Source organism: Variovorax sp. 22077 (assembly GCF_052044195.1).
Classification (GTDB): Bacteria; Pseudomonadota; Gammaproteobacteria; order Burkholderiales; family Burkholderiaceae_C; genus Variovorax; species Variovorax atrisoli.
Genome location: NZ_JBQEQC010000030.1, coordinates 1 through 17,854 on the forward strand (window position 1 = coordinate 1; position 17,854 = coordinate 17,854).

The window sequence follows — 17,854 nt, forward strand, 5'->3', positions numbered from 1 at the left end:
GATTTAGATGGAAATCACACGGCCAAGTGGGTCACTTCTGGATGGAAATCAACACGTTGTTCATGACGAGGTGCGCGCCGTACCATAGGGTGGCGGCATTGACGAGCTTGCCGATGAGGTTGACGCCTTCGTGCGCCCAGCTCGCGAGGTTCTGCGTGCGGAAGCTCGCGGAGATGTAGGCGGCGAGCTGGTTGTCCCAGCGGCGCCCGAACGCAGGTTCGAGCGCGGTGGCCTTGACGGTCTGGATGGCGCTGACGGTTTCCACCAGCATGGCCTGGTTCTCCGCGCCGCGCGCGAACTTCTCGTCCAGGCGCCGGCGCAGGATGGGCACCACCGCCAGGCTCAGGCCGAAGTACAGCGGCATGCTCGCCAGCACGATGAGGGTCAGCGGCACGCTGTAGAACAGCATGACGGCCACGAAGACGATGGAGAAGACGACGTCCAGCAGCACCGTCAAGGCGTTGCCGGTCAGGAAGTTGCGGATGTTCTCGAGTTCGCGCACGCGGGCGACGGAATCTCCGACGCGCCGAGCCTGGAAATAGGCCAGCGGCAACTGGACCAGATGACGGAACAGCCGCGCCCCGAGCTCGACATCGATGCGATTCGTGGTGTGGCTGAAGACGTAGCTGCGCAGGCCATTGAGCAGCGATTCGAAGACGACGACGACCAGCAATCCGATGACGAGCACATCCAGCGTGGTCATGCCGCGGTGCACGAGCACCTTGTCCATGACGACCTGGAAGAACAGCGGGCTGATCAGTGCGAACAGCTGAAGGATGAAGGAGATGAAGAGCACTTCCCCCAGCAGCTTCCTGTGCTTGACGAGGCTGGGGATGAACCAGGAGAAGTCGAACTTGGCGAGTTCGCCTGCGAGGCTTGCGCGGCTGGTGAGGAGGATGAGTTCGCCTGTCCAGTGCGAGGCGAAGACTTCCAGGGGTTCGATGACCGGGCGGCCGTTCGCAGAAGAAGGGTCTTGCAGCAGGACGCGCTGCGCGTCGCACTGGGCGAGGATGACGAAGCGCTTCTGGCCGGATTCATCGTGCATGACTGCCAGGGCTGGCAGCGGCGTCAACGACAGGCGATCGAGTGTGGTGCGGGAGGACTTGGCCTTCAGGCCCAGGTACTTAGCCGCGCGCAGCAGCGTGGCGGTGTCGACAGCCTCGGAAGATGCAAGGCCCAGTTGATGCGACAGCAGCAACGCATCGGCTGCGATCTGGTGGAAGCGCGCGAGGGTGCATAGCGCGATGAGAGACGGGTTTGCCGCAGCCTCCGCATCGGGGCCCTCTTGTGGCCCTGCACGCACCTCTCCCTCCGGCTGCATAGCCGTCGTTTCCACTCCCATTCAGCACTCCCTCGATATTCTTTTGAAACATCAAGATACCTGAGTAGGGCGCGGCTGACAATTGCATACCTGGTCGAGTGGGGCTTAATAACAATTGAAGCTAAAACTGCAGTCAAAGTTCGACGGGGAAATTACGTGGCTTACCATAGATGCGTCAATTTCCATCTTTTTTGATCATGCGGACTTAATGCAGTAGATCCCCCGCGGCTCTCGTGATGCTCACCGCCGCCAACCCGATCAGCAGATTCAACACCAGCCGCCTGAACTGCTCCGGCGACACGCCCTTGAACGAGCGCTGCCCCCACCAGATGCCGGCGAGCATCGCAGGCGCCAGCCACAGCGCCCACTTGAGCGTGTCCGGCCCCAGCAGGTTGCCCGAGGCATGCGCCGACGAGGGCATCAGCGCCGCGCTGATCAGCGACACCACGTCGCTGAAGAGCAGCAGTGCGATCAGCGTGGCGCGCAGCGCGGCGGGGGCCATCTTCGCGGTGCTCAGCAGCACCGCGACCGCGATGCCTCCGATGGCCGCGACGCCGTTGATGAAGCCCGAGGCCAGGCCGGCCGCGAGGCGCAGGCCGCGCGTGGGCTCCAGCGCGACGTGTGCGCCGCCGCGCAGCAGCAATGCGGCGGCCATCAGCAGCACGCCGATCAGGAGGCGCAGCGGCGTCTCCGGCAGCCATGCGAGCAGCGCCACGCCGATGGGAATGCAGATCAGGTTGCCGAGCATCAGCCAGCCCAGCCATGGCAGGTCCACGTCGCGCGCGATGCCGCGCAACTGGCTCAGGCTGGCGAGGATCTCCAGCATGAAGATGGCGGGCACCACGAGCGCGGGCGAGATCACCAGCGACATGCCCGCGACGGTGATGGCGGAGAAGCCGAAGCCCGCGAAGCCGCGCACGATGCCGGCCGCGAACACCACGCAGAGGCTGTAGGCGAGCGTTGCCGGCGCCAGCGGCGGCACCAGCAGTTCGGCGGCCGTCATGCCTGGAAGAGCGGCAGCAGCTTCAGGCGCTGCACCTTTCCCGAAGGGCCGCGCGGGAGGTCCTGCACGAAGCGGTAGTGGCCTGGAGCCTTGTAGCGGCCGAGCACGGTGGCGGCGAACTCGCGCAGCTCTTCCTCGCTGCAGGCGCTGCCTTCGCGCAGCACGATGCACGCGCCGATCTCCTGGCCGTAGTGGCGGTCTGGCACGCCCACCGAGACGGCCTCGAGCACGGCGGGGTGCTTCAGCAGGGCCTCGTCGATCTCGCGCGGCGCGATGTTCTCGCCGCCCTTGATGATGAGTTCCTTGATGCGGCCGGTGACGAAGAAGAAGCCGTCCTCGTCGCGATGACCCAGGTCGCCGGTGCGCAGCCAGCCGTCGGGCGTGAAGCTCGCGCGGGTGGCTTCCTCGTTCTTGTAATAGCCCAGCATCACGTTGGGCCCGCGGATGACGAGTTCTCCCGTGGTGCCATCGGGCACGGCCGCAAGCTGCGCATCCACCACGCCGGCCATGCAGCCCGAGGCGCGGCCCACCGAGCCGAGCTTGCGCGCGGCCGGGTCCATCGGATTGGAGAACGATGGCGCCGCCGTCTCGGTGAGACCCATGGTCTCGACGATGCCGATGCCGAACATCTGCTCGAACGCGCGCAGGTGCTCCGGTGGCAGCGCGGCCGAGGCCGAGCGGCAGAAGCGGATCGACAGCGTCTGCGCAAGCGGTGGCCTCGGGCCTTCGAGCAGGTACGAGATCATGGTGGGCACCACGTTGATCCAGCTGCATTGCGTCTGCGTGGCCTGCTCCCAGAAGCGGCCGGCCGAGAACTTCGGCGGCATCGCGAGGCTGCCGCCGTGCGCCAGCGGCGCGAGCATGGTCACGGTGAATGCGTTGATGTGATAGAGCGGCAGCACCGCCAGCACGCGGTCGGAAGGGCGCAGCTGGTGCTCGATGCTGATGGCATGCGCGTTGGCGGCCAGGTTGCGCTGCGTGAGCATCACGCCCTTGGGATTGCCGGTGGTGCCCGATGTGTACATCAGCAGCGCGACGGCGTCGGGCGAGGGCGGCGGCACGTCGTCGGCAGCTTCTTCCTCGCCGGGCAGCGCATCGCCCTCCGGGTCGACCACCATCAGCTTCACCGGCCGGTCGAAGGCTTCGACGATGCCGCGCACGCGCGACTCCCATTCGGGCGCGACGCAGACCATGCGGCAGTCGGAGTGCGAGAGCACGTAGTGCATCTGCTCGGGCTGCGAGAGCAGGTTGACCGGATTCACGCGGAATCCGCCGTGCATCGCTCCCAGGAGCAGCCGCAGCGTCTGCAGGCCATTGGGCATGACGACCGAGACGGTGTCGCCCGGCTGCATGCCGAGCCCGCGCAGCACCGCCGAGACGCGGCGGCATCCGCTCGCGAGATTGCCGCAGGTGATGTGCCGTTCCGATTCCGTGGCGCGCGCGTACACCGCGTGCGGCTGCTCTTGTGCCTGCCGCTCGATCAGCGCATGCACGGTGGTCGCGGCCGCCGTCATCTTCAGTTCGCGCCGTGGCTTGCGAAGAAGGCGCCGAAGATGTCTTCCTCGCTCGGCACCACCTCGGGAATCGGGCGCGACACGCGCGTGATGTTCAGGTAATGGCGGTAGTTCATGTTGTCGGAGAAGTTGTTCCTGCCCCAGGTGCCGCAGCCCATCGACAGCGAGAAGGGCAGCCCGTTGTCGAAGCTGCCGCCGGTGGCGATGCAGTGCGCCTGGTCGACGATCACGCGCGACACCGGCAGCGTGAGACCGAGCGTGAGCGCTCGATCGGGCACGGCGCTGTGCAGGCCGACCGAATGGCCCGCGCCTTCGTACGAATAGATGCGCGCCACAGTGGCGGCGGCCTCGTCGAAATCGCGCGCCGCGTACACCGCGAGCACGGGGCTGAGCTTCTCTCCGGAGAACGGGTGGTCGTGGCCCACGCCGTCCTCCGCCACCATGAGGATGCGCGGGTCGGCCTCGGCGATCGCCTGCCACGCGGCCCGGTTGGCGCCATCGACCTCGGCCGCGCGCTCGGCGATGACGCGCGCAGACTGGCCGATGACGGCGGCAGAGAGCTTGCCCTCGGGCCACATCAGCTTCTGCAGCGTGGCCTTCTGCGCGTCGGCGAGCATGACGGCGCCGCGGTCCTTCAAGGCCGAGAGCATCTTCGCGCGCACCGCATCGACGACCACGAGGCTGTTCTCCGACGAGCAGCTGGTCGCGTTGTCGAAGGTCTTGGAGCGAACGATGCGCTCTGCGGCGGCTTCGACATCCGCCGTCTCGTCGACGATGCCTGCCACGTTGCCTGCGCCCACGCCGAAGGCCGGCGTGCCGCTCGCATAGGCCGCGCGCACGTTGGCCTGCGAGCCGGTGGCCACCACCAGGTCGCACAGCCGCATCAGCTCGGCGGTCGACTGCTTGTTGACCGGCGCCGGCAGCAGCTGCACCAGGTCGCGCGGCGCGCCGATGCGGTCGAACTGCTGGTGGATGAACTCGATGAGCCGCGCCGCCGTCGACCAGCCTTTCGGCGACGGTGCGACGATGACCGCGTTGCGCCCCTTGAGCGCATTGATGATCTTGTTGGCCGGCGTGGCGCCCGGGTTGGTCGACGGGGTGATGGCGCACACCACGCCCACGGGCCGCGCGATCTCGACGATGCCGCGCGCCGGGTCTTCGGCGATCACGCCGACCGAGCGTGCGCCGTGCAGGTCGCGCAGCAGGCCGAAGGTCTTGCGGTGGTTCTTGCGCACCTTGTCCTCGACGTTGCCCACGCCGGTGTCCTTCACCGCCAGCTCTGCCAGCTCGCGGTTGCGCGCCGGCTCGATGATGGCCCAGCCCGCCGCGACCACGGCGGTGTCGACCTGCGCCTGCGACCAGGTCTCGTAGATGCGCTGTGCGGCGCGGGCGCGGGCCACCAGCTCGGCGATGGGGGAGTGCGGAGAGGGATTCATTGAGTTGGCCATGGTTTCGTCGACTTCGATATCTCTTCATTCGGGGAACACCGCGGAACCGGCTTTGCCGGGCCGCTGGTGTTGCCCCCTGGGTAGGGGGTGGCGCAGCGACACTGAGTGCGCGCAGCCTGGGGCGAACTCAGTCCACCTTGATGTTGGCTTCCTTGGCGAGCTTCTGCCAGCGGACCAGTTCGGCGGTCACGACCTTGCCGAGTTGATCGGGCGTTCCGCCCACGCCTTCGCTGCCCTGGGCGAGCAGCTTGTCTCGGATCTCCGGCTCCTTGACGACGGTGTTGATCACGCGGTTGAGCCTGTCGATGGCGGGCTTGGGCGTCTTGGCGGGCACGAAGACGGCGTACCAGGAGTCGACGTCGAAGTCGGCGATGCCGGCCTCCTGCATCGTCGGCACGTCGGGGAAGGCTGCGCTGCGCCTGGTGGTGGATACGGCGAGCGCCTTGAGCTTGCCGGCCTTCACGAACTGCGCGGCCGCGGGAATCGACACCCACAGCAGCGGCACCTGCCCGCCCATCACGTCGGTCACGGCCGGGCCGCCGCCGCGATACGGCACGTGCGTCATCTGCGTGCCGGTGCGCAGCTTCAGCAGCTCGCCCGCGAGATGGCCGGGCGAGCCGTTGCCCACCGAGGCGAAGGAGATGCTGTCGGGCTTGGCCTTGGCCAGCGCGACCAGCTCTGCAACGGTGTTCGCCGGAAACTGCGTGTTGGCCACCAGGATCTGCGGCAGCGAGGCGACCATGCCCACGGGCGCGAAGTCTTTCGCGGTGTCGAAGCTCAGCTTCGCGTAGATGGCCGGGTTGATGGTGTGCGACGAGAGCGTGAAGAGCACGGTATAGCCGTCCGCCGGCGCCTTCGCCACCAGCTCGGTGCCGATCGAGCCCGCCGCACCGCCGCGGTTGTCGATGAGCACCTGCTGGCCGAGCAGTGCCGAGAAGCGCTCCTGCACGATGCGCGCGATCACGTCGGTGCCGCCGCCGGGCGGGTAGGGCACGACCAGGCGGATCGGCCTGGTGGGGTAGTCGCCGCCGCTGTCCGCCTGCGCGGCGAGGGGCGATGCAAGGGCGGCGAAGGCAGCGAGAGCCAGCATCCCGGCGCGATGCCAGGGGGCGAAGAGGGCGAAGAGCAACTTCATTCGGGTCTCCTTCTCTTTATGGTGGACATCGGCGACGGTCCGGCCGCTGCAGCGCCTACGCGATAGCCCAGCGTCACGCTGGCGTCGCGTGCGCAGGCCATCAGGTGGTCGGCCAGCCCGCGTGCCTGCGTGCGCGCGAAGCGGATCGAGGGCACGCTCATGCCGACGGCCGCCACGGCCTCGCCGCGTGCATTGAGCACGGGCGCGCCGAGGCCGCATACGCCGATGCGCCATTCCTCGCGGTTCTCTGCATAGCCGCGGGCGCGGGAGCGTTCCAGTTCGTTGAAAAGGGTGTCGAAGTCGGTGATGCTGTTCCTGGTGTGCGCCTCCAGCGTGCCCAGGCACTCCTGCAGCGCCGGCACGCCGAGGCCCGCCGCAGCGAGAAGCGCCTTGCCCGAGGCCACGCAGTACGCCGCCGCGCGGCCGCCGATGCGCGAGTAGGCAGCCACAGGCAAGGGGCTGTCGAACTTGTCGAGGTAGACGATCTCCGCGCCGTCGAGCACCGCGAGATGGATGGTTTCGCCCGTGGCCTGCGACAGCCGCGCGAGGTGGGGGCGCAGCAGCGAGCCGATGTCGGATGCCTCGGAGACCATCGCTCCCAGCTCGAAGAGCCTCAGGCTCGGCCGGTAGGCGCTCGTCTCCGGGTCCTGCACGGCCCAGCCGCACTCGACCAGCGTCTGCAGCGTGCGGTGCGCGTTGCTGCGCGCCATGCCGAATGCCTGGGCCAGTTCGGTGACGCGGCAGCCGCGCTGCTGGCGCACCATCCATTCGAGGGCGGCGAGGCCCTTGGCAAGCGTCGAGTCCATGGGGCTGTGGTCTTCATTGGCGTTCCAAATAATGGAACAGCGTTCTTGATTTTGAAACGCAATGATGGACCCGAAGCGTCCTTTGTCAATCGGGGACTTGGATGTAGTCCCAAAGGCTTCAGCAGGCCGCCTGTGCGGCGCTCAACGGCGGTGCCGCCCGGCCATGAGCTCGATGACTTCCCGGAAGATGGCGTTGCCGCTCGCGTTTGCGAGGTCGAGCACGTGGCTGCGGCTGTAGTAGGGGCTCAGGTCGAGGCCCACGCCGATGCCGGCGATCTCGATGTCGCCGCGCTGTTCCTGCCGTGCGATCACGTCTCGCAGGTGATGGTCCAGGTAGTGCGCGTCGTTGGCGAGGTGCGTGGCGCTGTCCATCGGCGAGCCGTCGGAGATCGCCAGCAGCAGCTTGCGCGCTTCACCTCGCTGTCGCAGCCGCGTGCAGGCCCAGTCGATGGCTTCGCCGTCGATGCCTTCGCGGAACAGGTCGGCCTTGAGCAGCGCCGCCATCGCCGGGCGCGCGCGCCGCCACGGCGTGGCCGCGGCCTTGAAGACGATGTGGCAGCGCTCGTTGAGGCGGCCCGGGTGCGGCGGCCGGCCCGCGCGCACCCATTCGCGCTGCGGGCGTCCGCCGTTCCATGCGCCGGTGGTGAAGCCGAGCACCTCGCAGGCCACGCCTGCCTGTTCGAGCGCGCGCGCGAAGACGTCGACCATCATCGCGACCGACTCGGCGTGTTCCTTCATCGAGCCCGAGCAGTCGATGAGGAAGGTGACGATGCAGTCGGCGATCGGCTCCATGCGATCTATGCGGAACAGCCGGCGCTCGGTGGGAGAAGCAATGAGTTGCGCGAGGCGGCGTCCATCGACGAGCCCTTCTTCCTGCGCGCCGTCCCAGCCGTCGCGCTCGGGCTCGGCGAGCAGGGCGCGCAGTTCGCGCGCGAGGCGGGCGATGTTGACGCCCTGTGCTGCGATGCGGCGGTCGAGCTTCTCGCGATGGCCCGCAAGCACTTCCTTGCGTGCGAGCGTGGCGGCGTCGTGCTCGCGGTCGTAGGCATCGGTGAAGACGCGGTAGGCTCCGCCCGCGCCCTCGAGCACCTCGCTGCGGCCCGACTCGGCGGTGGTGAAGCGCTCGACGATCTCCTGGTCCATGTCGGCCACGAGGCTGAACACGCTGCGCTTGTCGTCCACGTGCGCATCGCGCTGGGCTTCGCCGTCTTCTTCGCCGGCCTCGTGAAGCATCGCAGCGACGATGCGCGCGATGGCGCGGGCGTGCACTGCGTAGGCGGCCTGGTCGGCGCGGTCCTTGCGCAGGCCGGCCAGCGCATGCCCGATCAGCGGCGCGAGCGCGAAGCGCGTGGCTTCGAGCATGTCCTCTGTTTCCTCCACCACCTGCTGGCCGCTGACGCGTGCACGGCAGATCTGCGCCACGGCGTACAACAGCAGGCCGCGCGCGGTGTCGGTCAGGCCCGAGTGATGGAAGGCGAGAGACCATTGCTCGTGCCGGTGCCGAAGGTTGTGCCGCATGCCGGCCATGACGTCGGGCGCGAGCGCCTCCACGCGGAACTGCTCCAGCATCTCGAACAGCATGCGCTCGACGGGCTCCTCGGGCCGCAGGCTTTCATGCAGCGCGGCATCCGATGCGGTGAGCCGCAGCGCGAGGCCGTCCGCCACGCCGCGGAACGATGCGAAGTCGTCGGTGTCGGGCGACGGATGCAGGTGCGGCGCGAACCACGGCAGCGCCGTGCGGCCGCGGTGCAGCCGCCGTCCGCGGAAATGCAGGTCGCGCTCGCCGCTGAAGGCGCGCACCACGCCCGCGCACAGCTCCGCCACGAGTTCTTCCCGCCGCACGCGGCGCTGCATCGCGCTCGCGGGGCCGGTGTTCATTCGCGCGCGTCCGACGAGAGCTGGTGCGACTCCTTCAGCTCGCGGTCGAAGCAGCGCTGGAAATACTCCGCCACCAGCGGACGCTCCGCGTTGTCGCACTTGTTGACGAAGGAAAGGCGGAAGGCCAGCGCCGGGTCCTTGAAGATCTCGACGTTCTCCGCCCATGTGATGACGGTGCGCGGCGACATCAGCGTCGAGAGGTCGCCGGCCGCGAAGCCCTTTCGCGTGAGGTCGGCCACGGCCACCATCGCTGCGACCAGCTTCGTGCCCGCCTCGTCGGCCAGCGAAGGCACGCGCGCCTGCACGATGGCGATCTCTTCCGCCGCGGGCAGGTAGTCGAGCGAGGCCACGATGTTCCAGCGGTCGATCTGCGCATGGTTGAGCCGCTGCGCGCCGTGGTACAGGCCGTTGAGGTTGCCCAGCCCCACCGTGTTGGCCGTGGCGAACAGGCGGAAGAAGGGGTGCGGCCGCAGCACCCGGTTCTTGTCCATCAGCGTGAATTTGCCGTCGCGCTCCAGGATGCGCTGGATCACGAACATCACGTCGGGCCGGCCCGCGTCGTACTCGTCGAAGATCAGCGCCACCGGCCGCTGCAGCGCCCACGGCACGATGCCTTCCTGGAACTCGGTGACCTGCTTGCCCTCGCGCAGCACCACCGCGTCCTTGCCGACGAGGTCGAGCCGGCTGATGTGGCCGTCGAGGTTCAGGCGCACGCAGGGCCAGTTCAGCCGGGCTGCCACCTGCTCGATGTGGGTCGACTTGCCGGTGCCGTGCAGGCCCTGCACCATCACGCGCCGGTCGCGCATGAAGCCCGCGAGGATGGCGAGCGTCACGTCGGGATTGAAGCGGTAGACCGCATCGACCTCGGGCACGTGGTCGTCGAAGGCTTTGGACGGGCTGAAGGCGGGCACGCGCAGGTCGGAGTCGATGCCGAACACCTCGCGCACGCTGAGCATCCGGTCGGGTCGAAGGTCGGCGGTGTCGGTCATGGGGTTTCCTGCGAAAAGGTTGTCTTCAGGCCCGAGCATGGTCGACGCGGTCGGAGGCCGCGTCGGCGTCGATGCGGCTCAGGGCCTGCGCCGCACGCTGCAGCGCGGGCAGCAGGCTCTTCGCCTTGGCGGCGTCGAGCCGCATCACCGGCGCCTGCACCGCGATGCAGAGGTTCGACGGGGCGTCGTCGCCCGAGGGCACCAGCGTGGCGATGCAAAGGAGGCCGGGCAGGAACTCCTCGTGGTCGATGGCGTAGCCGTCCTTGCGCACGCGCTGCACTTCCTTCTCCAGTGCCTCGGGGTCGGTCAGCGTCCTTTGCGTGTACGGCTCCAGCGGCGCGTGGGACAGCAGCCGGCGGCGCTGCGCTGCGCTCATCTGCGAGAGAAAGATCTTGCCGCTGGCCGAGCAGTGCACCGGCACGCGCGAACCCGAGTGCAGGTAGAAGCGCAGCGGCGCGGCGGTTTCCACGCGGTCGAGGTACACGACCTCGCTGCCCGAGAGGGCGGTGAGGTTGCAACTCTCGCCGATCTCCTCCACCAGCTGGCGCAGCACCGTGTGGCGCGCGCCGTGCAGGCTGTCGTTGAGCAGCAGGTTCTCGGCCAGCCGCCGCAGCCGCGTGCCGATGCCGTAGTGCCGCCCGTCGCCTTCGCGCTGCAGCAGCCCCGCGCCTTCGAGCTGCTGGAGCATGCGGTGCAGCGTGGGCTTGGGCAGGCCGGTTTCTTCCACCAGGCCCTGCAGCGAATAGCGCTGGTCTTTCGCGGCCATGACTTCGAGCAGCGAGAACAGGCGCATGGTGGGCGAATCGCCACCCGGGCTCGCAGGGTCCTGCGCTTCAGGCGTGAGGCCTTTGACGATCTTCATGGCGCGGATCATATGCGTTTTACAAAAAAAAGAGACAAGACGTTCCGATTTTTGTAAATTGTTTGACGCGAGCCGGATGCCGTCCTATATTCCGCCGAAACGAATTCCGGAACAAGCCGTTCCGACTTTTAGAGTTCAACCTCGCCCCTCATCCTCCCAGGAGACGCCCCCATGAGCCAGAAGCCAGCCGCAGCCCCCGCACGCGAAGCCGTCAAGGGCGTGCAGAAGATGACGCCCTCCGAGGCCTTCGTCGAGACCATGGTCGCCAACGGCGTGACCGACATCTTCGGCATCATGGGCTCGGCCTTCATGGACGCGATGGACATCTTCGCGCCCGCCGGCATCCGGCTGATCCCCGTGGTGCACGAGCAGGGCGGCGCCCACATGGCCGACGGCTATGCGCGCGTGTCTGGCCGCCACGGCCTGGTCATCGGCCAGAACGGCCCCGGCATCAGCAACTGCGTGACGGCCATCGCGGCCGCCTACTGGGCGCACAGCCCGGTGGTCATCGTCACGCCCGAGACCGGCACCATGGGCATGGGCCTGGGCGGCTTCCAGGAAGCCAACCAGCTGCCGATGTTCCAGGAGTTCACCAAGTACCAGGGCCACGTCAACAACCCCAAGCGCATGGCCGAGTACACGGCGCGCTGCTTCGACCGCGCCATCTCCGAGATGGGCCCGACGCAGCTGAACATTCCGCGCGACTACTTCTACGGCGAGATCCAGTGCGAGATCCCGAAGCCCATGCGCGTGGAGCGCGGCGCGGGCGGCGAGCAGAGCCTGGAGGCGGCTGTCGAGCTGCTGGCCTCCGCGAAATTCCCGGTGATCCTCTCCGGCGGCGGCGTGGTCATGGGCGACGCGGTGGAGGAGTGCAAGGCCCTTGCCGAGCGCCTTGGCGCGCCGGTGGCCAACGGCTACCTGCGCAACGACTCCTTCCCCGCAAGCCATCCGCTGTGGGCCGGTCCGCTGGGCTACCAGGGCTCCAAGGCCGCGATGAAGCTGATCGCGCAGGCCGACGTGGTGCTCGCGCTCGGCTCGCGCATGGGCCCGTTCGGCACGCTGCCGCAGCACGGCATGGACTACTGGCCGAAGGAGGCGAAGATCATCCAGGTCGAGGCCGACCACACCAACCTGGGCCTGGTGAAGAAGATCACCGTCGGCATCCACGGCGACGCCAAGGCCACCGCGAAGGAACTGCTCAAGCGCCTGCAAGGCAAGACGCTGGCCTGCGACGCCACCAAGGCCGAGCGCGCCGACAAGATCAAGGCCGAGAAGGCCGCGTGGGAGAAGGAGCTCGACGAGTGGACCCACGAGCGCGACCAGTTCAGCCTCGACGTCATCGAGGAAGCCAAGGGCGAGAAGACGCCCACCGGCGGCAGCTACCTGCATCCGCGCCAGGTGCTGCGCGAGCTCGAGAAGGCCATGCCGCCGCGCGTGATGGTCTCCACCGACATCGGCAACATCAATGCCATCGCCAACAGCTACCTGCGCTTCGAGGAACCGCGCAGCTTCTTTGCGCCGATGAGCTTCGGCAACTGCGGCTACTCGCTGCCCACCATGATCGGCGCCAAGTGCGCGGCGCCCGACCGCCCGGCCGTGGCCTATGCCGGCGACGGCGCGTGGGGCATGAGCATGGTCGAGATCATGACGGCCGTGCGCCACGACATCCCGGTGACGGCGGTGGTCTTCCACAACCGCCAGTGGGGCGCCGAGAAGAAGAACCAGGTCGACTTCTACAACCGCCGCTTCGTGGCCGGCGAGCTCGAGAGCGAGAGCTTCGCGGGCATCGCCAAGGCCATGGGCGCCGAGGGCATCGTGGTCGACAGGCTCGAGGACGTGGGCCCGGCGCTGAAGAAAGCCATCGACATGCAGATGAACGAGCGCAAGACCTGCGTGATCGAGATCATGTGCACGCGCGAGCTGGGCGACCCGTTCCGCCGCGATGCGCTGTCGAAGCCGGTACGATTCCTCGACAAGTACAAGGACTACGTCTGAACGCCATCCACTGCACCCCATGACCGGTTCGCTGCTGACGCTCAACGCGGGTTCGTCGTCGATCAAGGTCGCGCTGTTCGATGCGGCCGGCGATGGCGGCTCCGCGTTGCCGGCGGCGCGCTGGTCGGGGCAGGCCGACGGACTGGGCGCGGGCCTGAAGGCGCGGCTTCGCGTACGCGATGCCGACGGGCGGACGCTGCACGACGTGCCGCTCGAAGGCGCGCAGACCTCGCACCAGGGGGCGCTCGCGGCGCTGCTGGACTGGCATGCGAGGCAATCGGGAGCAGGGCGCATCGCGGCAGTGGGCCATCGCATCGTGCATGGCGGCGCGGATTTCGTGGCGCCGGTGCGCATCGATGCCGGCGTGCTCGAGGCTCTGGCCAAGCTCGAACCGCTGGCGCCGCTGCACCAGCCGCACAACCTCGCGGGCGTGCGTGCAGCGATGGCCGCCTTCGATGGCGTGCCGCAGGTGGCGTGCTTCGACACCGCCTTCCATGCGGTGCAGCCCGAGGTCAACCGCCGCTTCGCGCTGCCGCGCGAGTTGCACGACGCGGGTGTGCGTCGCTACGGCTTCCACGGCCTTTCCTATGAATCCATAGTCGCGCAGTTCGCTGGCATCGCTCCCGAACTCGCGCAGCGGTGCGTGATCGTCGCGCACCTGGGCAACGGCGCCTCGATGTGCGCGATCGCGCAAGGCCGATCGGTCGCGACGACGATGACCTTCTCTCCGCTCGACGGCCTCACGATGGGCACGCGCTGCGGCCACCTCGACGCTGCCGTCGTCCTCTACCTGATGCGCTCGCGCGGCATGTCGGCCGACGAGGTCGAGGCGCTGCTGTTCCGCCGATCGGGACTGCTCGGCATCTCGGGCGTGTCCAGCGACATGCGCGTGCTGGAGGCTTCGGCCGAGCCTGCCGCCGCCGAGGCCATCGGCCACTTCGCCGAGCAGGTGGTGCAGCACATGGGCAGCCTCGCGGCGGCACTGCGCGGCGTCGAAGCCATCGTGTTCACCGGCGGCATCGGCGAGAACGGGGGCGCTCTGCGCGAGCGCATCCTCGAAGATTGCGAGTGGATGGGCGTGAATGTCGACGCCGCAGCCAACCGCAGCGGGGCGGCACGGCTGACGACGGCCGAGAGCCCCGTCAGTGCGTGGGTGCTGCGTACCGATGAGGAAGCGGTGATCGCCAGGCACACGGCGCGCGTGCTGCGGGCCGCCGGCTGAAGGGCGCGCTATCGTCTCTTCGATCTGATCGCTGCAAGGAGCCCGCCGCCCGGGAGTTCAGTGGCGCGTCATCTTGCCGACGAACTCAGGTGGAGCACAACAGGACCAGGGCTTGGTCTTCTTCGACCATCTGGCCCTCCTGCACGAGGATGGAGGTGACCACGGCGTCTGCCGGTGCGAGCATCTCGATCTCCATCTTCATGGATTCGACGACGACGAGCGGTTGACCGTTCTGGACCCGCTCTCCTGGCGCGACGAGCACTTTCCAGACCGATCCGGTCACGTCGGACGTCAGGGACACATCACGCATCTTGGGCTTCTTTCAGGAATGGGAGGAAGAGGGAAAAAGGACCGCGACGTCCAGGCTGCGGGTCGCGGTGGGGGAGGTCGATGCCGCCGATGGGGAAGTCGAGGGCGACGTGGGCCGAACCCGGGTGCTTCAGTGCCGCGAGCTCGACGTTCATCGTGATCTCTCTGTCTTGCACTGGGCTAGGCGCGCAGCGCCCGGGCCAGGCTCGCCATGGCCGAGGCGCGGCGCTGTAGCAGCCGCTGGGCGGCTTCCAGCGCGATGCGCTCGAAGCGGATCGATTCGCCCGGCATGTGCTGGGCCAGCAAGGGCAGGTCGACGCCCGCGACCTGGGCGATGCGCGGGTAGCCGCCGCTGGTCTGGCGGTCGGCCATCAGCACGATGGGCTGGCCGTCCGGCGGAACCTGCATCGTGCCGAAGGCGACCGCCTCGGACAACATGTCGCGCGGTGCGGTGCGCTGCAGCACGGGCCCTTCGAGCCGGTAGCCCATGCGGTCCGACTGCGAGCCGATGCGGTAGTCCTCGGACAGCAGGGTGCGGTGCGACGCATCGGTGAACTGGGGCCATTCCGGTCCCTCGACGATGCGGACCGTGGCGCCTGCAGCACCGCGCTCCAGCAAGCCGTGCAGCAGAGCGCTCGCGGTGGGCGTGACGACGGTCGGTGCGCCAGGCGTGAAGGCCGGCAGGGCAATGACATCGCCTTTGCGGAGCGCGCGTCCCTGAAAGCCGCCGAGTGCGCCGCGCAGGTAGGTGCTGCGGCTGCCCATCGCAGCCGGCAGGCCGAAGCCGCCGGCCAGCGCAAGGTAGCTGCGCAGGCCGCTGCGGCGCTTGCCGAACTGCAGCAGTGCGCCAGCCGGCACATGCACGGGCTGCAGCATCGGGACCGGCGTGGCGGCGTCGGTGCCGGCAGGCTGCAGGGTAGGGCTCAGGTCCGCGCCGGCGAGCGCGATGAGGCTGTCGCGGCCGAAGCGCAGCGAGGGCCCCATCAGTGTGATTTCGAGCGTGGCTTCTTCGCCGGTGTTGCCGGCGATCAGGTTGGCGATGCCGTGCGACAGCGGGTCCATGGCGCCGCACACCGGCATGCCGATGGCCTGCGAGCCGATGCGCCCCAGGTCCTGGAAGGTGCTCAGCAAGCCCGGCTTGACCACTTCGAGACTCATGCGGCCTCCATGGCGCGGGCGAAGCTGTCAGAGTCGATCGCCTTGAACCGGATGCGGTCGCCGGGGCGCAGCATGCATGGTTCGGCGCGCGCGGGATCGAACAGCCGCAGCGGGGTGCGACCGATCATGTGCCATCCGCCGGGTGCGGCCACCGGGTAGACCACGGTCTGCCGGTTGGCGATGCACACGGTGCCCATCGGCATGTGGGTGCGCGGCGTCGCGCGGCGGGGGATGGCCAGCGCCGGATCGAGCCGGCCCACGTAGGGGTTGCCGGGCGCGAAGCCGATCATGTAGACGCGCTGCTCTTCGCTGGGGTTTAGGTGCAGGGCGATGAGTTCGTCCGGCGTCATGCCACAGGCGGCGGAGGTCTCCTCGAGGTCGGGACCGAACTCGCCGCCATAGCACACGGGGATCTCGATCAGCCGGTCGGTCGCGCCGATGGACAGCCCTTCGCGCTCGGGCAGCAAGGGCGACAGCAGGCGCAACAGCGCTGCGAAAGGGCTTTCGTTGCCATCGGTGGGAATGGCGTCGGCGCGGTAGTGCACGCCGACCACGCTGAAGGCCGGCAGCACATCGGTCACCCCCGGCAGGCGGCCGGCGGCGAGCGCGACGGCGATGCGGTCGGCCAGCGCGCAGACGCGGCGGTTGACGACAGGGTCCAGCGTGTCGCCGAGGACGATGCGCAGCGCGCTGTCGCCAAGTGGCTCGATGCGTGCTGCGGGGGCAGACAAGAAGCTCATGACGTCGCCTGCGCCGCGCGGGCTTCCATGGCCTCGAGAACGGCGCCGCGTTCGCGCTCGACGAAACCGGTGTCCATCTCGCCGGCCACGAAGGCGGGATGGTCGAGCAAGGCCTGGAGGAACGCCCCGTTGTGCTGGATGCCTTCGATCTCGAGCGCCTGCAGGGCGCGCCGCATGACGGCGATCGCGGTCTCGCGGTCGGGGCCGTGCGAGATGAGCTTGGCGATCATCGGGTCGTAGTAGGGCGTGACGGAATCGCCCTGGCGCACGCCGCAGTCGATGCGCAATCGGGTGGATGCGGCCGGCAGCACGAGGCGCTTGAGCAGCCCGGGCGAAGGCATGAAGTTCCTGCGCGGGTTCTCGGCATAGAGCCGGCACTCGATGGCTGCTCCGCTGCCGCGGATGTCGTCTTGCGTCATGGTCGGCAACTCACCCGCGGCCAGCCGGATCTGGGCCTGCACCAGGTCCCAGCCGGTGAAGGCCTCGGTCACTGCGTGCTCGACCTGGATGCGGGTGTTCATCTCCAGGAAGAAGAATTCGTGCGTGGCTGCATCGACGATGAACTCGACGGTGCCCGCGCCTGCATAGCGCTGGCTGCATGCAAGTGCGACGGCCGCATCGGCCATGGCGGCGCGCACTCCGGCGGGCAGGTGCGGCGCGGGGCATTCCTCGACGATCTTCTGGAACCGCCGCTGCACCGAGCATTCGCGCTCGAACAGATGGACGGCCCGGCCATCGCCGTAGCCGAAGACCTGGATCTCGATGTGACGGGCGCGGGCAACGTAGCGCTCCAGGTAGACATCGGATTGCCCGAAGGCCTTCTGCGCCATCGCCTGTGCCGACTCGATGGTGGCCTGCAACGCGTCGGCGCCGTCGACGCGCTTCATGCCGATGCCGCCGCCCCCGCCGACCGCCTTCACAAGCAGCGGGTACCCCACGCGTGCAGCTTCCACGTGCCAGCTTGCGGGGTCGCCCTGGGCAAGACTGCTGCTTCCGGGCAGCACCGGCACGCCGCTGTCCACGGCGATCCGGCGCGCGCGGGCCTTGTCGCCCATGTCGGTGATGGTCTGCGGATCGGGGCCGATCCAGGCCATGCCGGCCGCCAGCACCGCCCTGGCGAAGGCAGCGTTCTCCGACAGGAAGCCATAGCCGGGATGCACGGCCTGCGCGCCGTGTTCGAGGGCGGCCTGCAGCACCTTGTCCGCGTCGAGGTAGCTCTGCGAGGCCGCAGCCGCGCCGATGGGCACGGCGATGTCGGCGAGCTCCACGTGCAGTGCATCGGCGTCCGCATCGGAATGGACCGCGATGGTGGCGATGTCCAACTGGCGGCAGGCCCGGATGATGCGGCAGGCAATCTCTCCCCGGTTGGCAATGAGGATCTTCTGGAACACGTTGGCGGTCGTGAATGAAAGGAGGAGGCAGTCTAGGAATGGCCGCCTGCATTGCCAACCCAGAACTTTTGCGCCGATCCATT

At 68.4% G+C, this 17,854-nt stretch carries 16 protein-coding genes; 2 read left to right on the forward strand and 14 right to left on the reverse strand.

Annotation, left to right across the window (positions count from 1 at the left end; all coding sequences use genetic code 11):
* Positions 1-31 precede the first annotated feature (31 nt).
* The 9 genes from ACTJLF_RS30545 to ACTJLF_RS30585 form a co-directional block, all read right to left on the reverse strand.
* Positions 32-1,321, reverse strand: a complete 1,290-nt coding sequence (locus tag ACTJLF_RS30545) for an ABC transporter transmembrane domain-containing protein (protein WP_440884542.1) — start codon at positions 1,319-1,321, stop codon at positions 32-34.
* Between the two features lie 205 nt (positions 1,322-1,526).
* Complete coding sequence (locus ACTJLF_RS30550) at positions 1,527-2,324, reverse strand: sulfite exporter TauE/SafE family protein (RefSeq protein ID WP_440884543.1); 798 nt, start codon at positions 2,322-2,324, stop codon at positions 1,527-1,529.
* Positions 2,321-3,838, reverse strand: a complete 1,518-nt coding sequence (locus ACTJLF_RS30555) for an AMP-binding protein (protein ID WP_132801165.1) — start codon at positions 3,836-3,838, stop codon at positions 2,321-2,323. Before ACTJLF_RS30555 ends, ACTJLF_RS30550 begins: the two co-directional genes overlap by 4 nt.
* Before the next feature lie 2 nt (positions 3,839-3,840).
* Positions 3,841-5,286 (reverse strand): acylating sulfoacetaldehyde dehydrogenase, encoded by a 1,446-nt coding sequence (gene sauS / locus ACTJLF_RS30560; RefSeq protein WP_132801168.1) that lies wholly within the window; start codon positions 5,284-5,286, stop codon positions 3,841-3,843.
* 127 nt (positions 5,287-5,413) lie between these two features.
* Positions 5,414-6,421: a tripartite tricarboxylate transporter substrate binding protein gene (locus tag ACTJLF_RS30565; RefSeq protein ID WP_132755037.1), complete on the reverse strand. Its 1,008-nt coding sequence runs from the start codon at positions 6,419-6,421 to the stop codon at positions 5,414-5,416.
* Positions 6,418-7,227, reverse strand: coding sequence for an IclR family transcriptional regulator (locus tag ACTJLF_RS30570; RefSeq protein ID WP_132755039.1), 810 nt, complete (start codon positions 7,225-7,227; stop codon positions 6,418-6,420). Before ACTJLF_RS30570 ends, ACTJLF_RS30565 begins: the two co-directional genes overlap by 4 nt.
* 141 nt (positions 7,228-7,368) lie before the next feature.
* Entirely contained in the window at positions 7,369-9,105 is a 1,737-nt protein-coding gene (locus tag ACTJLF_RS30575; RefSeq protein ID WP_440884544.1) for a cobaltochelatase CobT-related protein, read from the reverse strand.
* Positions 9,102-10,094: an AAA family ATPase gene (locus ACTJLF_RS30580; protein WP_440884545.1), complete on the reverse strand. Its 993-nt coding sequence runs from the start codon at positions 10,092-10,094 to the stop codon at positions 9,102-9,104. Before ACTJLF_RS30580 ends, ACTJLF_RS30575 begins: the two co-directional genes overlap by 4 nt.
* A gap of 25 nt (positions 10,095-10,119) precedes the next feature.
* Entirely contained in the window at positions 10,120-10,968 is an 849-nt protein-coding gene (locus tag ACTJLF_RS30585; protein WP_019657092.1) for an IclR family transcriptional regulator, read from the reverse strand.
* A gap of 159 nt (positions 10,969-11,127) precedes the next feature.
* Between ACTJLF_RS30585 and xsc the strand changes: the two genes are divergently transcribed.
* Together xsc and ACTJLF_RS30595 are read left to right on the forward strand one after the other, a co-directional pair.
* On the forward strand, positions 11,128-12,951 hold the full coding sequence (xsc, locus tag ACTJLF_RS30590; protein WP_126183364.1) for a sulfoacetaldehyde acetyltransferase: 1,824 nt from the start codon (positions 11,128-11,130) through the stop codon (positions 12,949-12,951).
* Between the two features lie 19 nt (positions 12,952-12,970).
* Positions 12,971-14,173: an acetate/propionate family kinase gene (locus tag ACTJLF_RS30595; RefSeq protein ID WP_440884546.1), complete on the forward strand. Its 1,203-nt coding sequence runs from the start codon at positions 12,971-12,973 to the stop codon at positions 14,171-14,173.
* A gap of 85 nt (positions 14,174-14,258) precedes the next feature.
* Here the strand turns inward: ACTJLF_RS30595 and ACTJLF_RS30600 are convergent, their stop codons facing one another.
* The 5 genes from ACTJLF_RS30600 to ACTJLF_RS30620 are packed head-to-tail and all read right to left on the reverse strand — an operon-like array spanning position 14,259 to position 17,771.
* Positions 14,259-14,483, reverse strand: coding sequence for an acetyl-CoA carboxylase biotin carboxyl carrier protein subunit (locus ACTJLF_RS30600; RefSeq protein WP_145761745.1), 225 nt, complete (start codon positions 14,481-14,483; stop codon positions 14,259-14,261).
* Complete coding sequence (locus ACTJLF_RS30605) at positions 14,476-14,637, reverse strand: hypothetical protein (RefSeq protein ID WP_440884547.1); 162 nt, start codon at positions 14,635-14,637, stop codon at positions 14,476-14,478. The genes ACTJLF_RS30600 and ACTJLF_RS30605 overlap by 8 nt, the downstream gene beginning before the upstream one ends.
* A 25-nt stretch (positions 14,638-14,662) precedes the next feature.
* Positions 14,663-15,640, reverse strand: coding sequence for a biotin-dependent carboxyltransferase family protein (locus ACTJLF_RS30610; protein WP_440884548.1), 978 nt, complete (start codon positions 15,638-15,640; stop codon positions 14,663-14,665).
* Complete coding sequence (gene pxpB, locus ACTJLF_RS30615; protein WP_440884549.1) at positions 15,637-16,380, reverse strand: 5-oxoprolinase subunit PxpB; 744 nt, start codon at positions 16,378-16,380, stop codon at positions 15,637-15,639. Before pxpB ends, ACTJLF_RS30610 begins: the two co-directional genes overlap by 4 nt.
* The gene (locus tag ACTJLF_RS30620; RefSeq protein ID WP_440884550.1) at positions 16,377-17,771 is read right to left on the reverse strand and encodes an acetyl-CoA carboxylase biotin carboxylase subunit; all 1,395 of its coding nucleotides are present in this window, start codon (positions 17,769-17,771) and stop codon (positions 16,377-16,379) included. The genes pxpB and ACTJLF_RS30620 overlap by 4 nt, the downstream gene beginning before the upstream one ends.
* Positions 17,772-17,854 lie beyond the last annotated feature (83 nt).